The organism is Salinivibrio sharmensis, from assembly GCF_001995985.1.
GTDB classification, from domain to species: Bacteria; Pseudomonadota; Gammaproteobacteria; order Enterobacterales; family Vibrionaceae; genus Salinivibrio; species Salinivibrio sharmensis.
This window is the reverse complement of the sequence record NZ_MUFC01000007.1, coordinates 102,446-119,737: the sequence shown is the minus strand read 5'-3', so window position 1 is coordinate 119,737 and position 17,292 is coordinate 102,446. Positions and strand designations below refer to the sequence as shown.

Below are 17,292 nucleotides of genomic sequence, written 5' to 3'. Positions count from 1 at the left end.
TCCATGTTGAAAAATCTATCTATTGGTAAAAAGTTTACGGCGGCTTTTTCCCTAATTGGTATCGCTGTGGTGATCTTTGGGTTTTACATTTTTACCCAAGTCAGCGGCATGCGCGATACTATGCTGAACTTTACTGACGACACCCTGCCTGCGGTACTTGAGGTCGAGCGACTCAATAAAGAAATCGTTCTTATTCGTCAAGATCAGTATGCGGTGCTTACCTTTAGTGATCCGGCAGAACAACGTGAAATCTTGGGCGAAATCGATGCCATGACGCGCGATTACAGCCGCGCGCTCGATGCGTATGAAGAAACTCTTTGGTACGACAGCGAGCGTGCTATTTTTACTCGTATCCAGAACAATTGGGACCAATACAATCAAGAGCTCAGTGCTTTTCCTGACCTTGTTGAAGACGGGCAACTGACCGCGGCACAACAAATTCTATCTAACTCGTTCGGCACCTTTGGTCAGTTGGAGAAATCGCTTGAAGAAATGTCTGAGCTGACTCAAGGCTTTATTACCTCAAACCGCACCTCCATGCTGAATCAAGTGTCGACGGTGAGCATGACAATTATCGGGGTACTGCTTGCAGTTATCGCCTTTATGATTGTGGTAGCGGTGGTCTTCACCCGCGCGATCATTAATCCGCTACGTATGGTGATGGAGCAATCGTCTGCGATTGCCAAGGGCGACCTGACTTACCAGTTAGATCGTAGCCAGATTGGCAATGATGAAATGGGTAAATTGGCCGATTCCAGTATCGCTATGCAAGACAGCTTGCGCACGCTGATTGAAGAAGTGATTGCCGCGGTAACCCAGCTAAGCAGTGCGGTGGAAGAAGTGAGTGCGGTGTCTAGCCAAACCTCCAGCGGCATGCAAAACCAGCAGCATGAAGTCTCACAAGTGGCGACCGCGATGGCACAAATGAAAGCCACTGTGGCGGATGTGGCGCAGAATACTGAAAGCTCCTCCACCGCGGCTAATGAGGCCAGCGAGCAATCTCGCATGGGCGCACAAGACATTGACGGCATGGTGGCCTCGATTCGTAAAGTCGCCGAGGACATGCGTCAAACCGGTGATACCGTTAATGAGTTGGATCAGCAGTCGAAACAAATCAACATGGTGGTGGATGTGATTCGTGATATCGCTGAGCAAACCAACTTGTTGGCCTTGAACGCGGCAATTGAGGCGGCGCGTGCGGGTGAGTCTGGTCGTGGCTTTGCGGTGGTCGCGGATGAAGTGCGCACCCTGGCGGGCCGGACGCAAGACTCGACCGGTGAAATCACCACCATCATTGAGAAACTGCAGCAGTTTGCAACTCAGGCTAGCAATGCTACCACCCAAAGTTGTGAGAGCATCGAGCAATGTGTGGAGCAGGGCGATCAGGCGCAGCAATTGGTGCGTGGGATTGAAACCTCAGTGGAAAATATTGCTGATATGGGTATGCAGATCGCCAGTGCTTGTGGTGAGCAAGATTCGGTAGCGGATGAGCTAAGCCGCAATATCGAGCGCATCAATGACTCAGCCCAAGAAGTGGCGGGTGGCGCCGATCAAACCGCGCAAGCCTGTAGCGAGTTGAGCCAATTGGCGCAATCACTGCAAAGCACCATGCAGCGTTTCCGCCTGACAAAATAATCGCGAAATGACCGCGCATGCTTTACTACCGTGAATCCCGCTCCTTGAGCGGGATTTTTTTGCTTAAACAGCAGACGTCTCACTGACCGCTAAACGCATATCGATATGGGGGATACCGTCTTCTAAGTAAACGTCGGAAAACGCGACAAAATCGTGTTTTTGGTAAAAGCGTTGTAGGTGTGCTTGAGCGCCTATTTCGATATTTTGCTCGGGCCAGTGTTGCTGGCATACTTGAACGGCTTGGCGGATCAGCTGATGACCCCATTGCCCACTGCGATGTGCGGGGGCAATGATCACCCGACCAATGCTGCTCCCTGGGTAGCTCGCCCCTGGGGCGAGAATACGGGCATAGGCGGCAAGCTCGCCGTTTAGCCAGCCCATTAAATGCACGGTATCTGGCGCGATATCGTGCGTATCCAGCTCTGGATAGGCGCAGGCTTGCTCGACCACAAACACATCGACACGCAATTTCATCAGTTTGAATAAGGTGCGGGTATCCAGCGCGTCAAAGGTTGCCTGTTGCCACTCCATGTCATTTCCTCTTGATTGAACATAAAAAATACCGCAGACAGGCTGCGGTATTCAAAGGCTATTTATCTTTCTGTGTTAATTACTGGCGAGGTTGGCCTAAATCAACATGATAAACGGCAAATCCGACCTCATCTTTCCCTTCTCGCGTCATCGACCAGCGGCCTTTTTGCTCGATAAACTGCGCTGCTTGCTCACTCGGGGAGGTTTCAAAGCTCACCACAGCATCTCCCTTAATCGGGGCAATTGACCAGTTATTGTCAGCGCTAACGGTGACCTCACCTTCCTCTTCACTCACGCGACTGATGTAGTTAGCGACCACGGTACGGTTTTCATCCGGCGCGGCAAAGGCAATATGATCGCTGCCGGTACCTGGGAACTTCGCCCCATACGCTCGGTAGTTATTGGTTGCCACCAAGAAGGTTTGCTCGGGGTCAACTGGCTCGCCTTGATAGGTGAGGTTAACTATGCGTGATGCGTCTGGGTTCACTTCATTACAATCGCCGTCGTAACGCGCGGGCTGGGTGACATCAATTTGGTATTCCACCCCATCAATTACATCAAAGTTATAGGTGCGGAAACCGTCCCAGTTGATCAGCGATTGCGGCTGCGCCGCGTTTGGATCGATTTGATTAAACTGGCCGGCGCTGCACTCCAGCCATTGGGTGAGTTCGGCGCCAGAGACTTTCAGCGCCACCAAAGTATTGGGGTACAAATACAAATCAGCGGCGTTGCGGAAGGTCAGTTGCCCAGCTTCCACTTCGGTAAAGTTGCTCGGGTCGTTTTTGCGTCCACCGGCCTTAAAGGGCGCAGCGGCAGAGACAACCGGGAGGTCAGCCAAGTCTGGATCGCCTTGGATCATGCGCTCGACATAGTCTTGCTGCGCAAGGTTAACAATCTGCACAGTCGGATCGTCTTGGAGCAATGCTAAATAAGAGTACATCACATCATTGGCTTTACCGATCGGTTGGTTCACAAAATCTTGTGTGGCTTTATGATCGGCCTCTACCGCGTCAAGCACCTCCTTATCGGCTTCAACCAGTGCCTTATTGTTGGCGCGATCAAAAATCGGCCGCGCATGCGCATTGCTATCAGTGACTTGCCACTGACCGTCCACTTGCTCCAAGGCAAGATCGATGACCCCAACATGGCTCCCCCAGCGGCCGGCCATCACACTGGCCACGCCATTGATGGTGCCTTTTTCAATATCGGCGCCGGGAATATTGGCAAAGTCCTCGCCAGGGAAAACAGCGTGTGAGTGACCAAAGGCAATCGCATCAATGCCGTCGACATTGGTGAGGTAATACACGGAATCTTCAGCCATCGCTTTATACGGCGCTTGGGAGATACCAGAGTGTGGAATAGCCACCACTACATCCGCGCCCTTGGCTTTCATCTCTGGCACAAGCTTTTCAGCGGTTTGTTTAATGTCTTTGGCAATCACTTTGCCTTCAAGGTTGGCTTTATCCCAGGTCATGATCTGCGGCGGAACAAACCCAATGTAGCCGACTTTGATGGTGTGGCTGTCACCGTCTTCGTCTTGCAGTTGGTATTCTTTAATTAAATAGGGGTCAAAGTAATGCTCGCCGGTCTCTGCATCAAACACGTTGGCGTTGATATACGGGAAGTTGGCATCGTTAATCGACTCTTTTAAGAACGCTAAGCCGTAGTTGAACTCATGGTTGCCGATGTTACCCACTTCATAATCGAGCAAGTTCATCGCTTTATATACCGGATGTACTTCACCGGGTTTAATGCCTTTGCTGGCCATGTAGTCGCCCATCGGGCTGCCTTGAATAAGGTCACCGTTATCCACTAATAGTGCGTTTTTGGCTTCATCACGCGCTTGCTTAACCACGGTGGCGGCGCGAACCAAACCGATTTTTTGCGAGGGCTTGTTTTTGTAGTAGTCGTAGTCCATCACGTTGGTGTGAATGTCGGTGGTTTCAATCACACGCAGGTTGATGGTGTCGGCAAAAGCACTGCCAGAGGCAGCAAATAAGCCGACTACCACAGCGGTGGCGACAGCAGAAGGCAGTAAACGCATAACAAAGTCTCCAGTGAAAAATGTGCGTTAGTTATCAGGCAGATGAATTATGCCGTTTCTCATACCTAAAAAGCTGTGCGATTGATCGGCTTATCAACCTTGGTTACCGCTTAACATAAGGATCTTGCACGCTTTGCGATCTCAGTCATCGTTAATCCTTTCTGTTACCGTGACCTTTACCTCATTAATCACTAAAAGGAATAAAAAATGAATTTATAGAATTTCAGGTAATAGATGTGGGGCGATATAGTGGCTGCATTGTCATCAAGGGAATGCGCGATCATGGATTATCTCCCCCTCTTTGCTCAGCTTAAACATCGTCCTTGCCTCGTGGTAGGTGGCGGCGAAGTCGCATGGCGCAAAACGCGCATGTTGCTCAAGGTGGGCGCGGCCGTCACTGTGGTTGCCCCTGACGTCGACCGTGAAATTGCGGAGGCGCAAGCGCAAGGGAAGCTGACGGTATTGCGTGAGGCGTTTCGTCCCGAACATCTGGACGGAAAGATGCTGGCGATTGCGGCGACTGACAATGCCCTTGTCAATGAGCTGGTCTCCACCGCCGCTGATAGCCGCAATATCTTGGTCAATGTCGTTGATGACACCCCTAAATGCAGCTTTATTGTCCCTTCTTTGGTTGATCGCTCCCCAATCATTATTGCCATTTCATCGGGCGGTAAAGCGCCGGTATTGGCGAGGATGCTGCGTGAAAAAATTGAAACCCTGGTACCGCAACATATCGGCAAGATGGCGGCAATGGCGGGCGCGTTTCGCGACAAACTGAAAGCGCGCATTCCGACCTTAACGGGTCGGCGCAAATTCTGGGAGGCCGCTTTTAGTGGGCGGTTTGCCGATTTAGTCGCGGCGGGCAAACACCAGCAAGCCGAGCAAGCGCTGGAGCAGCTTAGCGGACAAATCACCACCCAAGGCGAAGTGGCGTTGATTGGCGCCGGGCCCGGGGATCCTGGGTTATTGACCTTGCGCGCATTGCAATTGATGCAGCAAGCCGATGTGGTGCTTTACGACTACTTGGTGGCTGAGCCGATTATGGAGCTGTGCCGCCGAGATGCGGAGCTGATTTGTGTGGGCAAACGGGCGAGCTACCACAGTGTGAGCCAAGACGATATCAATCGTCTGTTGGTCGAGCATGCTCAAGCGGGAAAACGGGTGGTGCGCTTAAAAGGGGGCGATCCTTTCATGTTTGGCCGTGGTGGTGAGGAATTACAAACGCTTGCCAACGCCGGTGTCTCGTTTCAAGTGGTGCCCGGGATCACCGCGGCGGCAGGGGCGACGGCCTATGCCGGTATTCCGCTCACCCATCGCGATCATGCCCAGACCGCGCTGTTTATTACCGGCCATTTGAAAAAAGAACAAGACACCTTGGAGTGGGCGACGTTAGCACGCCCGCGTCAGACCTTGGTGATTTATATGGGCTTGATGAAATCGGTCCATATTCAAAACCAATTGATTGCCCATGGTCGATCGCCGGACACCCCTGTGGCGGTGATTGAAAACGGTACGCGTCCGGAACAGAAAGTTTTTACCGGTCAACTCAACAATTTACCGTCGCTGGCAGAGCAAGCCGCGTCGCCCGCGCTGATCGTGGTGGGTGAAGTGGCGGCACTTGCCGGTCAGCTGACATGGTTTGGCGATGGGCGCGCGGTAAGCGATGCCGACCCCACGCAAGCCCCCACCGCTGTGGTTAACTTCGCTTAAAGGATAGTTAGGATGGATGCAAAAACACTCACTCACCTCCAGCAGTTAGAAGCCGAGAGCATTCATATACTGCGGGAAGTCGCGGCGGAGTTTGATAACCCCGTGATGCTGTATTCGATTGGCAAAGACTCGTCAGTGATGCTGCATTTGGCGCGCAAAGCTTTTTACCCCGGAAAGATCCCGTTTCCACTATTGCATGTCGATACCGACTGGAAGTTTCGCGACATGATTGCCTTTCGCGATCGCACCGCTAAAGAGCTCGGGCTAGATCTGATTGTGCACAAAAACCCAGAAGGGATGGCACAGGGGATCAATCCTTTCGATCACGGCTCTGACAAACATACCGATATCATGAAAACCCAAGCGCTAAAGCAAGCGCTGGATCAGCATAAGTTTGATGCGGCATTTGGCGGCGCGCGTCGGGATGAAGAAAAATCACGCGCCAAAGAGCGTGTCTATTCGTTCCGCGATAAGAACCATCGCTGGGATCCGAAAAACCAACGGCCAGAGCTGTGGCGCAACTATAACGGTCAAGTGAACCCGGGCGAGAGTATCCGTGTGTTTCCGCTCTCTAACTGGACTGAGCTCGATATCTGGCAATACATCTATTTGGAAAATATCGACATTGTTCCGCTTTATTTAGCGGCTGAGCGCCCAGTGGTAGAGCGCGATGGCACCTTGTACATGGTGGATGATGCGCGGATGCCGATTGGACCCGACGAAACCGTGACCCATAAATCGGTGCGTTTTCGCACCCTCGGCTGTTACCCATTAACCGGGGCAGTAGAGTCGAAGGCTAATACCTTGCCAGAGATCATCGAAGAGATGTTGGTCGCCACCTCAAGTGAACGGCAAGGGCGGGCGATCGACCACGATCAGTCCGGATCCATGGAGCGCAAAAAGCGTCAGGGTTATTTCTAAGGAGCAGTCATGAATCCAGCAATTCAACAACAGGTGGCCGATCTGGGTATTGAGGGCTATCTGCAACAGCACCAACACAAAAGTTTATTGCGCTTTTTGACCTGTGGTTCGGTCGATGATGGTAAGTCGACCTTAATTGGCCGCTTGCTGCATGACTCGCAGCAGATCTATGAAGATCAGCTGGCTGCTGTCCATGCCGATAGCCAGCGTGTTGGCACCACAGGCGAGAAACCGGATCTGGCGCTACTGGTCGACGGTTTGCAGGCCGAGCGCGAGCAGGGGATCACCATTGATGTGGCGTATCGCTATTTCTCCACCTCCAAGCGCAAGTTTATCATCGCCGACACCCCCGGCCATGAGCAGTACACCCGTAATATGGCCACCGGTGCGTCGACCTGTGATGTGGCGGTGATCTTAATCGACGCGCGCCACGGCATCTTGGATCAGACTCGTCGCCACTCGTATATCGCTAACTTGCTGGGTATTCAGCATTTTGTGGTAGCGGTGAACAAGATGGACTTGGTGGAATATAGCCAAGCCCGGTTTGATGAAATCCAACAGCAATATCTGGCTTTTGCCGATCAGCTCAATCCCAGCCTGTCAGTGTCTATGGTGCCTTTGTCGGCACTGGAAGGCGACAACGTGGTCAATGCCAGTGACGCAATGGCGTGGTATCAAGGCGAGCCGTTGCTCAGCCAGCTAGAAGCCATCGATATTGAAAAATCGCGCGGGACGGGCGCGTTCCGTTTTCCGGTGCAGTATGTCAATCGACCGGATCTGAACTTCCGTGGCTATGCAGGCACTCTTGCCAGTGGCGAGTTGCATGTAGGCGATGAGGTTAAGGTACTCCCTTCTGGGCTTACCGCGAAGGTCGCGCGCATCGTTACCTTTGACGGTGATCGTGAATTTGCCTTTAGCGGTCAAGCGGTCACTATCACATTGGACAACGAAATTGATATCTCGCGTGGCGATCTCTTGGTGCGAGCGGATGATGACGTGGCGGTGGGTCAACGATTTGACGCCGACGTGGTGTGGATGACGCAAACCCCTCTGGCACCGGGGCGCGAATACGACATTAAGTTGGCCAGCAAGAAAACCTCGGCGCAGGTTGAGGCGCTGTCGTATGGGGTCGATGTTAATACGCTTAACACTCATGACGCAGACACCTTGCCGCTTAATGGCATAGGTCGTTGCACCTTGACCCTGAGCGAAGCGGTGCCGCTGGATACCTATCACGATAGTCCGAATACCGGTGGCTTTATCCTGATTGATCGTCTCACCAATGTGACGGTCGGCGCGGGCATGATCCGTCATGTGGCTGAGACGCAGCCGCAAACCACCTCGTCGTTCTCAGCGTTTGAACTTGAGTTAAACCAGTTGATCCGCAAGCACTTTCCGCATTGGCAAGCGCGGGATCTACGCCAACTGGGGTAAACGATGAGCTGGCAAGAAACCACGGTACTCACCTTGCTGGTGGCGATTGTCGCCGGCTTGGTGCTCACTCGAATAAAGCCAGTGCTCTTGTTTGCGGGGGCCGCGTTTGTGGCGTTCCAAACCGGGCTCACCTCGGTTGAAGCGCTGACGGCGAACTTTACCGCGCCATCACTGCTGACCTTGGTATTGCTGATTTTGGTTTCTTGTGCGCTAGAGAAAACCCATCTGACCAGCTGGGTTGCGCAGCAGGCGTCGCACGGCGCGCTCCCCTCCGTAATTGCGAAATTAGGCGTCTCAAGTGCGCTACTATCGGCGCTGGTCAATAACACTGCGGTGGTGGTGTCGATGATTGGCGCGATCAAGCGCAACCGGCGCCACGCACCCTCGCAGCTTTTGATCCCATTGTCATACAGCGCCATTCTCGGCGGCACCCTAACGCTGATTGGCACGTCCACCAATCTCATTGTGAACAGCTTTGTTGAGCGGGCGGGGTTACCCAGTTTAGGCTTTTTCACGCCAACGGCCATTGGGGCCGCCGCACTGGTAGCGGGGCTATTGGTGTTAATTCCGTTTAGCTATCGGTTGCCACGCCATGACGGTGAACAAGAGGAAAGCTTGCCGTATGTGCTCGAAGCACGGTTGGCCGCCGACTCACCTTTATGCGGTCGCAGTGTGGCAGACAATGGCTTGCGGGCACTACGCCGCTTGTACTTGGCTGAAATTCATCGTCAAGACGGCGTCATTGCGCCTGTGTGTCCGGATACGCCGTTATTGGCCGGTGACAAGTTACAGTTTGCCGGCGATGTGGAAAGTGTCGCGACCTTGCAAGAGATCCCAGGCTTGACCTTGTTCGGCCAGCATCACATTGATGGGCAAAACTTGATTGAGGTGGTGGTGAGCCACAGCGCCAGTATTTGTGGCAAAACCCTCAAGGCCGCCCGATTTCGAGAGACCTTTGATGCCGTGGTGGTCGCCATTCGCCGCGGCCACGAAAAACTCGACGGTGGGCTGGGTAATATTCCTTTGCATGCCGGCGATACGCTGGTGTTGGTGCCGGGAAAAACCTTTCGCCAAGACAGCCAAGCGTTACGGCGCGAATTCGTACTCTTTAATGGTTTGGAAGCCAGTACCCGTCTTTCCGAGCGTAAAAGCGTTGCGGTACTGGCGGGATTTGTCGCGGTGATTGGCGCGGCCTTGCTCACTCCAATGCCGCTGCTCAATGGCTTAGCCGCTTATTTAGTGGTGTTGCTGGTCACCGGCATTATCTCCTTGCACGACTTGCAACGCCGCTTTCCGGTTGAGGTGGTGGTGATTGTCGGCGCGGCACTGACATTGGCACAACTGATGTTGGCGTCAGGGTTGTCGGCACGCTTTAGTGATTGGTTTATGGCGACCTTTAGCGCAGGGGGCGCGATAGGAGCGCTGGTGGCCGTGTACTTGCTGACTTTGTTGCTGACCGAGCTTATCACCAACAATGCCGCGGCGGCGTTGGCTTTCCCGCTGGGCTATAGCTTGGCGCTAGGGTATGGGGTTGATCCTATGCCTTTTGTGATGGCAGTGCTGTTTGGCGCCAGTGCCAGTTTTATTTCCCCTTACGGGTATCAAACCAATTTATTGGTATACAGCGTGGGCAATTACCAGTTACGTGATTATTGGCGTCTGGGACTGCCATTATCTGTGGTGTATTCCGCAGTGGTGCTCACCTTGTTACCGGTTGTTTTTCCTTTAACGGCGGTCGCCCCTTAATGATGGCGTGGCCAACGAAATAGCGGAGACTTTCATGACTGACACTGTATCTGCGTCAACCGATCCTAATGTGATTTGGCATCAGCATCATGTTGACCAAGCCCAGCGCAGTGAACAAAAACAGCAGCAACCCGTGGTGCTTTGGTTTACCGGTTTGTCTGGCTCGGGCAAATCGACCATCGCTGGGGCGCTAGAGGCGGCCTTGGTGGCCGACGGGCACCATACCTATTTGCTGGATGGCGATAATATTCGCCATGGCTTATGTCGCGATCTGGGGTTTTCCGATCAAGACAGGCGCGAGAATATTCGTCGAATTGGTGAAGTGGCCAAGTTGATGACCGATGCGGGCCTGATTGTCTTGAGTGCCTTTATCTCTCCATTCTGTGCGGAGCGAGAGATGGTGCGCGAGCGTTTGCCAGAGGGTCAGTTTATTGAAGTCTTTGTCGATACGCCGCTGGCGGTGTGTGAGCAGCGCGACCCCAAAGGGCTGTACAAAAAGGCACGTGCCGGCGAGATCCCTGCGTTTACCGGCATATCGTCAGAGTATGAACCACCGCAAGCACCGGCTATCCATTTAAGCGGTGATCACAGCGTCGCCGAGCATGTGGCGACCTGTCTTCGCGTACTGCGTGAGCGCGGGGTGTTGCGTCCGTCAGATTAAGCGTGAGTGTTGACCGTATCACCCACATCGCTGTGCATCTCAAAGCCTTCGGCGAGTAATTCACAAATGGCGTGGTGGTAATCGGGATGCACGCGTTTACCGACCAGTTTTGCTAGCTCATGGCCGGTGGGACTAAAGCGGTAGTAATAAAGACGCATCCCTTTGTGGAGCGGGGTAAGCATGTATTGGGTGTCTTGCAGTTTAAACGGCATGGCTGGTTGCATTTCAATCACGCCGGATTCGAGCTCAGTGCGCAGGATCAGCCCCAAGTCCATCAACAGCATTAAGTCGGTGTAAGACAGTTGATAGTGACCCAGCGAGAGCTTATGGGGCGGCTCTGGGCGCAGCAGTTGCACTAAGCCTTGGCGGCGGCGAAAACCGGTCACCAGCTTTTTGGTGCTGTCTTGCCCAAAAGTGCTGGATAGAGCACACGCGCGCTGCAGTGCTTGCGCTTCACGTTGCGTCATGGTCTCGAGAATGGTCAGGGCTTTAATCGAGGTGCTGCCGGGGCGGAGCATTTCCTGTTTGAGAATTTTTGCCCACAGTTGCTGCATCGCATGGCCGTGAATATTGCGGGCTAAATCAAAAAAGCGAACCAGCCAGTCAGGGTCGGGTGTCTGCGCGGTCTCGCTATGGCAATGCTCATAGGTGAGTGCAATGATGGTTTCGAGGTTGGCTTGCTGCTTTTGCATCACATGACGTTGGCGGTTGGCACTACGATGGGCGAGATCTTCCTGTTCGACCTCCTGCAGGCGCGCATCGACGTGATACTCGCTGGCAATTGCTTTCAGGCGCCCTTTACTGCCACGTAGATCAGCGTCTTCTTTATAACTGTGACCCTGATGTTGCCGTTTGTCGGGATGGACGTCGACGACCACGGGTTTGTCTTGCTCTGCCATGCGATTCTCACACTGATTGTCAGCAAATTTAGTGCTGGTAAATATGTTAATTAAAGATTAAATTTGTTAACATTATGGGTGTTAACAATCAAGTGTAGGGATGCGTGTGCGTAAGCAAAAACTCAACCCCATCAATCTGCTTTTGATTGCCGTGTACATTGGCGCACTGGCGATCTTGTCTCATTATATTGCCTGACAACATCGGGTGCGCCGATCGGGCTCACTGATTGATAGGGACTTATCCGTCGTCGTAGTCAGTTAATTCGGTGCCTTGAAGCACATAGCCTACCTCTGCCAAGTCATGGCTGACATGTTCGGTTTTCAGCGTGCCTTCGACATAAACCACATCCCATAACTGTTGAATCGGCGCACCGCCAGCAAACTTTACATAAACAATCTGATTAGGTGGCGGTGGTGGAACATGGATACAGGCGCCAAGAAAGGGCACCAGCAGGAATTCCGTCACTACTTTATCGTCGCCTTCTAGAGGGATCACAAAGCCGGGGATTTTGACCTGGCTGTTATTGAGCTCCGGGCGAACTGAGCCGACGAGACTTTGTGGATTCTCACTGTCGTGGTTGATTTCCGGCATCCCGCGGCTATCAAATTGGGCGCGTTCGTGCTCGGGGACCAAATCAATCCAATCTAGCGTGAGTGGCTCACTGCTTGCCCACGCCAGTGAGCTTAACAGGCCACTGAGTAAAGCGATAAGGCCGAGCGTTATCCGTTTTTTCATCTGTTACACCTTAATTGTCATGCCATCGGCGAGCGCCTGTCGATAGGCTCGCCAGGCCGGGATCAAGCCCACGATAAAACCGGCGACTAACACACCTACCATCAGTGATAGCTCATAAGAAGACGGCCAGTCGAGTGGCAAGAACAAGCCAAACTCACTGAGGATATAGGGTTGTGCTAACGCCAGCCCGCCATAAAGCAGGAGCACACCAAAGACGATACCTGCGAGGGTGATCGCGACCGCCTCACTGACCAGAAGCAAAATAATATGCAAAGGACGCGCGCCCATCGCACGTAAGATTGCCATTTCTCGCCGACGTTCATTCAGGCTGGTGAGCAGGCTTGAAAGCATACCCAACAGCCCAGCCACGGCGACAAATCCGGAGATCACCAGCAGTGCTTGTTCGCCAACTCGCATCATACTCCAGAGTTCATGCAAGGCAATACCGGGCATGATCGCAGTGAGTGGCTCGCGTGGATAGGTATTAACCCAGCGCTGGACGGCAAAGGTTTTGATTTTGCTTTTCAAGCCCACCATCACGGCGGTCAGTTGCTCCGGTTGCAGCTCGCGTTGTTGCGCTTGCGCTTGGGTCAGGCCTTGGCCGAGTCGTGCGCCACTTTCCCAGCCGACATGAATCGCTTCGATGGCTTCAAGCGACACATGCACGCTGCGGTCGACGGGGGTGCCAGTGGGCGCCAAGATCCCGGTGACCGTAAAGGGTAAATTGTCATGCTGATTAAAGCCTTTGTCGGCCAGTCCATGGGCAATGATCAGACTATCGCCCATCTTGTACCCCAACTCTTTCGCCACTTGGGCGCCAATCACGGTATCAAATAAGCCGGAAAACGGGCCGCCTTGGCGAAAGGCCAGTGGTTGTTTTTGACCATATTGATAATGGGCAAAGTAATCATTGGTGGTTCCGACCACGCGAAAGCCGCGATGAGAATCGCCCAGTGAAATGGGAATGGTCCAATTCACATCCGGATGATCACCAAGGCGCTGGTAACTGTCCCAGCCGATATTGTTGGTGGCGTTACCAATTCGAAACACCGAGTAGAGCAGTAAATTGATGGGGCCGGAGCGGGCACCGACAATTAAATCGGTGTTGGAGATGGTATTGGCAAAGCTGGCTTTGGCTTGGGTGCGCACCTTCTCCACCCCGAGTAAGAGCACCACGGCGATGGTGACAGTCAGCAAAGAAAGCAGTGCGGTGGCGCGGCGATTCTTGAGGCTTTGCCCTGCCAATCCTAGTAGTGAAATCATTGGTTGGCCTCCTCGCGATGCATGGCGCGATTAAGCGCGGGAAGCGAGACATCGCGGTCAAACAAGGGCGCCAATTGGCTGTCATGGCTGACAAACAATAAGCTGCTGTTGGCTTCCCGGCAGCGGTCTTGAAGCAACTCAATAAAGGTATTGCGGGTGTCCGCATCGAGCGCAGAGGTGGGCTCGTCAGCGATAATTAACGCCGGTGCCCCAATTAATGCCCGTGCCGCGGCGACCCGCTGTTGTTGGCCAATACTCAGCGCAGTGACTGACTGATGGTAGCAGCTAGCCGGTAAGCCTAATCGATCAAGTAAGGTGCCAGCTTCTTGGTGCGGGGAGTGGCGAAGTGCTTGACGTCGCGCGTGAGAAAATCGCAACGGCACAGTGACATTATCAAGCACAGACAAGTACGGAAGCAGGTTAAACTGTTGAAAAATATAACCAATATGGTTGGCGCGGAACTGATCCCGTTGGCGATCATTCAGTGCGGTCAGCGCTTGGTGATTGACTGTCAGTGTTCCCGATTGTGGGGTATGAATGCCTGCAATCAGGCTCAGCAGGGTGGATTTACCACTGCCACTGGGGCCTTTTAAAAATACATGCTCGCCCTCATCAACCGCAAAGGTGTTGATATCTAAGATCGGTTGCGGCTGATCTGGCCACGTAAAACGCAGTTGTTCGATGGTTATCATGCCTGACAGGGGCGCTTAACGCGCCCCGCCTCCTTGTTCACTACCACTGGATGTGCGACTTGGCACGATTCAAGGTGTCTACCCAGACCTTATCATCAGTAAAGGCCTGAATTTTGATGGTTTCTGTGTTGGGGAACAGGCTAAACCAATCAGTTTTCAATTCGGTGAAGGCTTGCGGGTTTTGGCAAATGAATTGGTAGTTCGCTGATAAGGTATTGTGGTTACCGTGATCATGCTCATGATGGTCTTCATGGTGAGCATCATGCTCATCGTGGCCGTGGTGCTCGTCGTGGTCATGGTGTTCATCGTAGTCGCTAAAACTGCTGGTGACTTTGGCCTCGGCGAGCTGGCAATTTGCCGCTTCAGCTAGCTGGAAGCGTTTCCCGCCATCACGCAGCAGTGCATAAGCATCTTCGAGCGTTTGCTGATCCTTGGCATTTTTAGGATGGTGCTCAAACCCAACCACATCATGGCCGGGGGCGGTCAGTTCAATCAGCACGCGCTCACCGTCTTGGGCAAGACTTGCGGTGACTTCACCGTGCACATGGGCATCGAACGACTGATAGTTGGCTTCGTCAGCAAATGTGGCTGTGGACGCGGTTGCGATGGCCATGGCGATAACATTGGGTAAAAAACGCGTTTTCATTGGGTTCTCCTAGTGAATAAATGGGTTAACTGATTGCGGTATTTATCCAACTAGGTGGGTCGCGCGCCGAAAAGGCGATGGCGATGTGGTAAGCACGTGGTGGCTTTGAAAGGGTAATAATTGCGTTGACCACATAGGTGGGCGCAGGTGCTGTGACAGCATAAGCTAAGAGGGCGGGTGGCGCCAAGTGGCAGGCGCTGCAGTGCTCACTGTGATGCGTTGGCGTGAAGGTATCGAGGTGATGATGCCCCCACAGCCCAGCTTGGCTGAGCAGCAAAACAAACAGCAGATGGACGATCAATCGCCGAGACATACCAACTTCCGCGCCATTTAGGTAATGTGATAACATAACAATTATCATCATCAACGCCAAGTTTTGAATGGCAGCGCGGGCTGTCCCCGCGCGCGGTTGCTAGCTATTGGTTGACCAATTGGGTGACTAAGCTGACGACTTGATTCACTTCATCGGCACTTAATTTGCCTTCTTTGACAAAACGTACTGAGCCTTTGTCATCCAATACAGCAATTAACGAGCTTTCTTCTTTTAGGCGCCACGCTTCGGCGACACTGCCGTTTTCGTCGAGCACAATAGAGGACCAGCTAAACTCGCGTTTACTGTCTTCGGCTGATGATTTTACAAAGCCACCGGTGCCCCAAATCGCATCATCTTGGTTAATGATGGTGGTGGTTTGGTAGCGAGCGTCATCAAAGTCCGCGGCTGTGATGGCTTCCATTAACGGGGCGTTCATTTCTTTGGCACTGCTGCGTCCGGCGATGGCTTGGATCACGCGCACCTTGCCTGGCAATTGCTCTGTTTGCCAGTCTTGATAGACGATATCGTCGCCATTCAAGGTCAGCTCGCCATGCTCGGCGACCTTGGCTGAAGGTAAAGGTGCACCATTTTGGATCGTGTGCGCCATACTGGTGCCAGAGAATAACGCAAAGACGAGAGCAAGTAGGGTGGTTTTTTTCATTATTAATCATCCATGTTTGTGGTCACTATTTGGCATCAGGTGCCAAGTTATCTATGGTTACGCCAGACGGTGATTTGTGCCAAGTATCTAAGGTGAATCCGTGCGCAAGATCGGAATTTTATCCGGTGATCTTAAAAAGCGTTGGCTCGTCATCGATCAAACGAGGGAACTTTTGGTGTTGTGTCGCCTCTAACACTTTGTTGGTCACCTTGGCAAGGTGGCACTTTGCTTGCTTAGCTTTGTACGCGGAGAGGGTTATATAATCTTCTGCTCTCCATGGTGGTAGCTTATATTTGCTGTGAACAGTGAATGAATCGGGTTACCGTTTCGGTCTGTTAATCAGACTTTGTTGAGAAAAAAGAAAGGGATCCTTATGCTTCGCATCTTTCGTCAATATCGACCAACCCAGATTGCGCGGTATGTGAAACGATTTTTTAAGGGCCGACTCTATATCGAAGGTGTAGGCGCGTTTGAGTTTGATGGTGGCCGTTTACTGCCGCCGGGACACAGTGACAAACGAGCGTTATCGGTAATGACTGAGGTGAATAAAGAAATTAAAGCCATGGCGATTACCGCATAAACATCGCCACACTGAAAAACACGTCCAACCGGACGTGTTTTTTTGTGCCTCACCCTTCAGCCATGGTTGATGATGAATGGCTGAGCACCAATGGTTTACTGCGGGGGGAAACAAACACCTGTGCCACCTAAGCCACAGTAGCCTTGCGGATTTTTGTGCAGGTACTGCTGGTGGTCAGTTTCCGCGAAATAGTACGCGCCAGCGGGTGCGATCTCAGTGGTGACCGCATCTGGCTTACTCGCCTCTCTCAATGCCGCCTGATAGGTCGCTAGACTCGCCTCGACGCTGACTTGGTCGGCTGGATCGCAATAGTAAATTGCGGAACGATATTGCGGGCCGACGTCATTGCCTTGACGCATGCCTTGGGTCGGATCGTGGTTTTCCCAGAACACGGCAAGTAGGGTGTCTAAACTCACCACTGACGGGTCAAAAATCACGTTAACGACTTCGGCATGGCCGGTTTTTCCCGTACAGACGTCTTGATAACGCGGGTGTTGGGTGACGCCGCCACTGTATCCGACCGAGGTCATCACGACACCCGGCTGTTGCCACCATTTGCGTTCGGCCCCCCAAAAACAGCCCATGCCAAAAATAACCTGTTTTTGACCGGCCGCTGGTGTGGCCGTGATAGGCTGATTAAATACCGCGTGCGGTTCGGTTGGAATAATAGGATCGGTGCGATCGGCTATCGCATTCTCGGGTTGGGTAAAGGAAGATTGTATCGACATAGGCATCCTTTGACTGCTGTGATGGAAAAGCGCAACGCGTGCTGCTTTGCGCGTTAATGGTTGGCGTTCAGGCATGGCTCCCGCACCTTGTG

The 17,292-nt window shown here is 52.8% G+C and carries 17 protein-coding genes; 7 read left to right on the top strand and 10 right to left on the bottom strand.

Going from position 1 to position 17,292, the window contains the following annotated elements; all coding sequences use genetic code 11:
- The first annotated feature begins 3 nt into the window (after positions 1-3).
- Positions 4-1,635: a methyl-accepting chemotaxis protein gene (locus BZG74_RS08855; RefSeq protein WP_077772258.1), complete on the top strand. Its 1,632-nt coding sequence runs from the start codon at positions 4-6 to the stop codon at positions 1,633-1,635.
- A gap of 63 nt (positions 1,636-1,698) precedes the next feature.
- Here the strand turns inward: BZG74_RS08855 and BZG74_RS08850 are convergent, their stop codons facing one another.
- The gene (locus BZG74_RS08850) at positions 1,699-2,166 is read right to left on the bottom strand and encodes a GNAT family N-acetyltransferase (RefSeq protein ID WP_077772257.1); all 468 of its coding nucleotides are present in this window, start codon (positions 2,164-2,166) and stop codon (positions 1,699-1,701) included.
- A 79-nt stretch (positions 2,167-2,245) separates the two neighbouring features.
- Entirely contained in the window at positions 2,246-4,210 is a 1,965-nt protein-coding gene (locus tag BZG74_RS08845; protein ID WP_077772256.1) for a bifunctional 2',3'-cyclic-nucleotide 2'-phosphodiesterase/3'-nucleotidase, read from the bottom strand.
- A gap of 282 nt (positions 4,211-4,492) precedes the next feature.
- On the opposite strand from BZG74_RS08845, the gene cysG reads away from it, so the two are divergent.
- The 5 genes from cysG to cysC are packed head-to-tail and all read left to right on the top strand — an operon-like array spanning position 4,493 to position 10,682.
- Positions 4,493-5,920: a siroheme synthase CysG gene (gene cysG, locus BZG74_RS08840; RefSeq protein ID WP_077772255.1), complete on the top strand. Its 1,428-nt coding sequence runs from the start codon at positions 4,493-4,495 to the stop codon at positions 5,918-5,920.
- Positions 5,921-5,932: 12 nt separating this feature from the next.
- Entirely contained in the window at positions 5,933-6,841 is a 909-nt protein-coding gene (gene cysD / locus BZG74_RS08835; protein ID WP_069589657.1) for a sulfate adenylyltransferase subunit CysD, read from the top strand.
- A 9-nt stretch (positions 6,842-6,850) separates the two neighbouring features.
- Positions 6,851-8,275, top strand: coding sequence for a sulfate adenylyltransferase subunit CysN (gene cysN, locus BZG74_RS08830; RefSeq protein ID WP_077772254.1), 1,425 nt, complete (start codon positions 6,851-6,853; stop codon positions 8,273-8,275).
- A gap of 3 nt (positions 8,276-8,278) precedes the next feature.
- Positions 8,279-10,021 carry an SLC13 family permease gene (locus tag BZG74_RS08825; protein WP_077772253.1) on the top strand — a complete coding sequence of 581 codons (1,743 nt, stop codon included), beginning with the start codon at positions 8,279-8,281 and terminating at the stop codon, positions 10,019-10,021.
- Between the two features lie 34 nt (positions 10,022-10,055).
- Positions 10,056-10,682: an adenylyl-sulfate kinase gene (cysC, locus tag BZG74_RS08820; protein WP_077772252.1), complete on the top strand. Its 627-nt coding sequence runs from the start codon at positions 10,056-10,058 to the stop codon at positions 10,680-10,682.
- Here cysC and BZG74_RS08815 read toward each other — a convergent pair.
- The 7 genes from BZG74_RS08815 to BZG74_RS08785 form a co-directional block, all read right to left on the bottom strand.
- Complete coding sequence (locus BZG74_RS08815; RefSeq protein WP_077772251.1) at positions 10,679-11,581, bottom strand: TIGR03899 family protein; 903 nt, start codon at positions 11,579-11,581, stop codon at positions 10,679-10,681. The genes cysC and BZG74_RS08815 overlap by 4 nt on opposite strands.
- Positions 11,582-11,819: 238 nt before the next feature.
- On the bottom strand, positions 11,820-12,317 hold the full coding sequence (locus BZG74_RS08810) for a DUF3299 domain-containing protein (protein WP_077772250.1): 498 nt from the start codon (positions 12,315-12,317) through the stop codon (positions 11,820-11,822).
- A 3-nt stretch (positions 12,318-12,320) separates the two neighbouring features.
- On the bottom strand, positions 12,321-13,580 hold the full coding sequence (locus BZG74_RS08805; protein ID WP_077772249.1) for an ABC transporter permease: 1,260 nt from the start codon (positions 13,578-13,580) through the stop codon (positions 12,321-12,323).
- The gene (locus BZG74_RS08800) at positions 13,577-14,272 is read right to left on the bottom strand and encodes an ABC transporter ATP-binding protein (protein ID WP_077772248.1); all 696 of its coding nucleotides are present in this window, start codon (positions 14,270-14,272) and stop codon (positions 13,577-13,579) included. The genes BZG74_RS08805 and BZG74_RS08800 overlap by 4 nt, the downstream gene beginning before the upstream one ends.
- Before the next feature lie 40 nt (positions 14,273-14,312).
- Positions 14,313-14,918, bottom strand: a complete 606-nt coding sequence (locus BZG74_RS08795; RefSeq protein WP_077772247.1) for a ZrgA family zinc uptake protein — start codon at positions 14,916-14,918, stop codon at positions 14,313-14,315.
- Between the two features lie 25 nt (positions 14,919-14,943).
- Positions 14,944-15,267, bottom strand: coding sequence for a hypothetical protein (locus BZG74_RS08790; protein WP_077772246.1), 324 nt, complete (start codon positions 15,265-15,267; stop codon positions 14,944-14,946).
- Positions 15,268-15,334: 67 nt separating this feature from the next.
- On the bottom strand, positions 15,335-15,892 hold the full coding sequence (locus BZG74_RS08785) for a YtfJ family protein (RefSeq protein ID WP_077772245.1): 558 nt from the start codon (positions 15,890-15,892) through the stop codon (positions 15,335-15,337).
- A 373-nt stretch (positions 15,893-16,265) separates the two neighbouring features.
- On the opposite strand from BZG74_RS08785, the gene BZG74_RS08780 reads away from it, so the two are divergent.
- A complete protein-coding gene (locus BZG74_RS08780) occupies positions 16,266-16,472 on the top strand; it encodes a DUF1107 domain-containing protein (protein ID WP_025673598.1) in 207 nt (68 codons plus the stop codon).
- 95 nt (positions 16,473-16,567) lie between these two features.
- On the opposite strand, the gene msrA is transcribed toward BZG74_RS08780, so the two are convergent.
- On the bottom strand, positions 16,568-17,200 hold the full coding sequence (gene msrA / locus BZG74_RS08775) for a peptide-methionine (S)-S-oxide reductase MsrA (protein ID WP_392397588.1): 633 nt from the start codon (positions 17,198-17,200) through the stop codon (positions 16,568-16,570).
- Between the last annotated feature and the right edge of the window lie 92 nt (positions 17,201-17,292).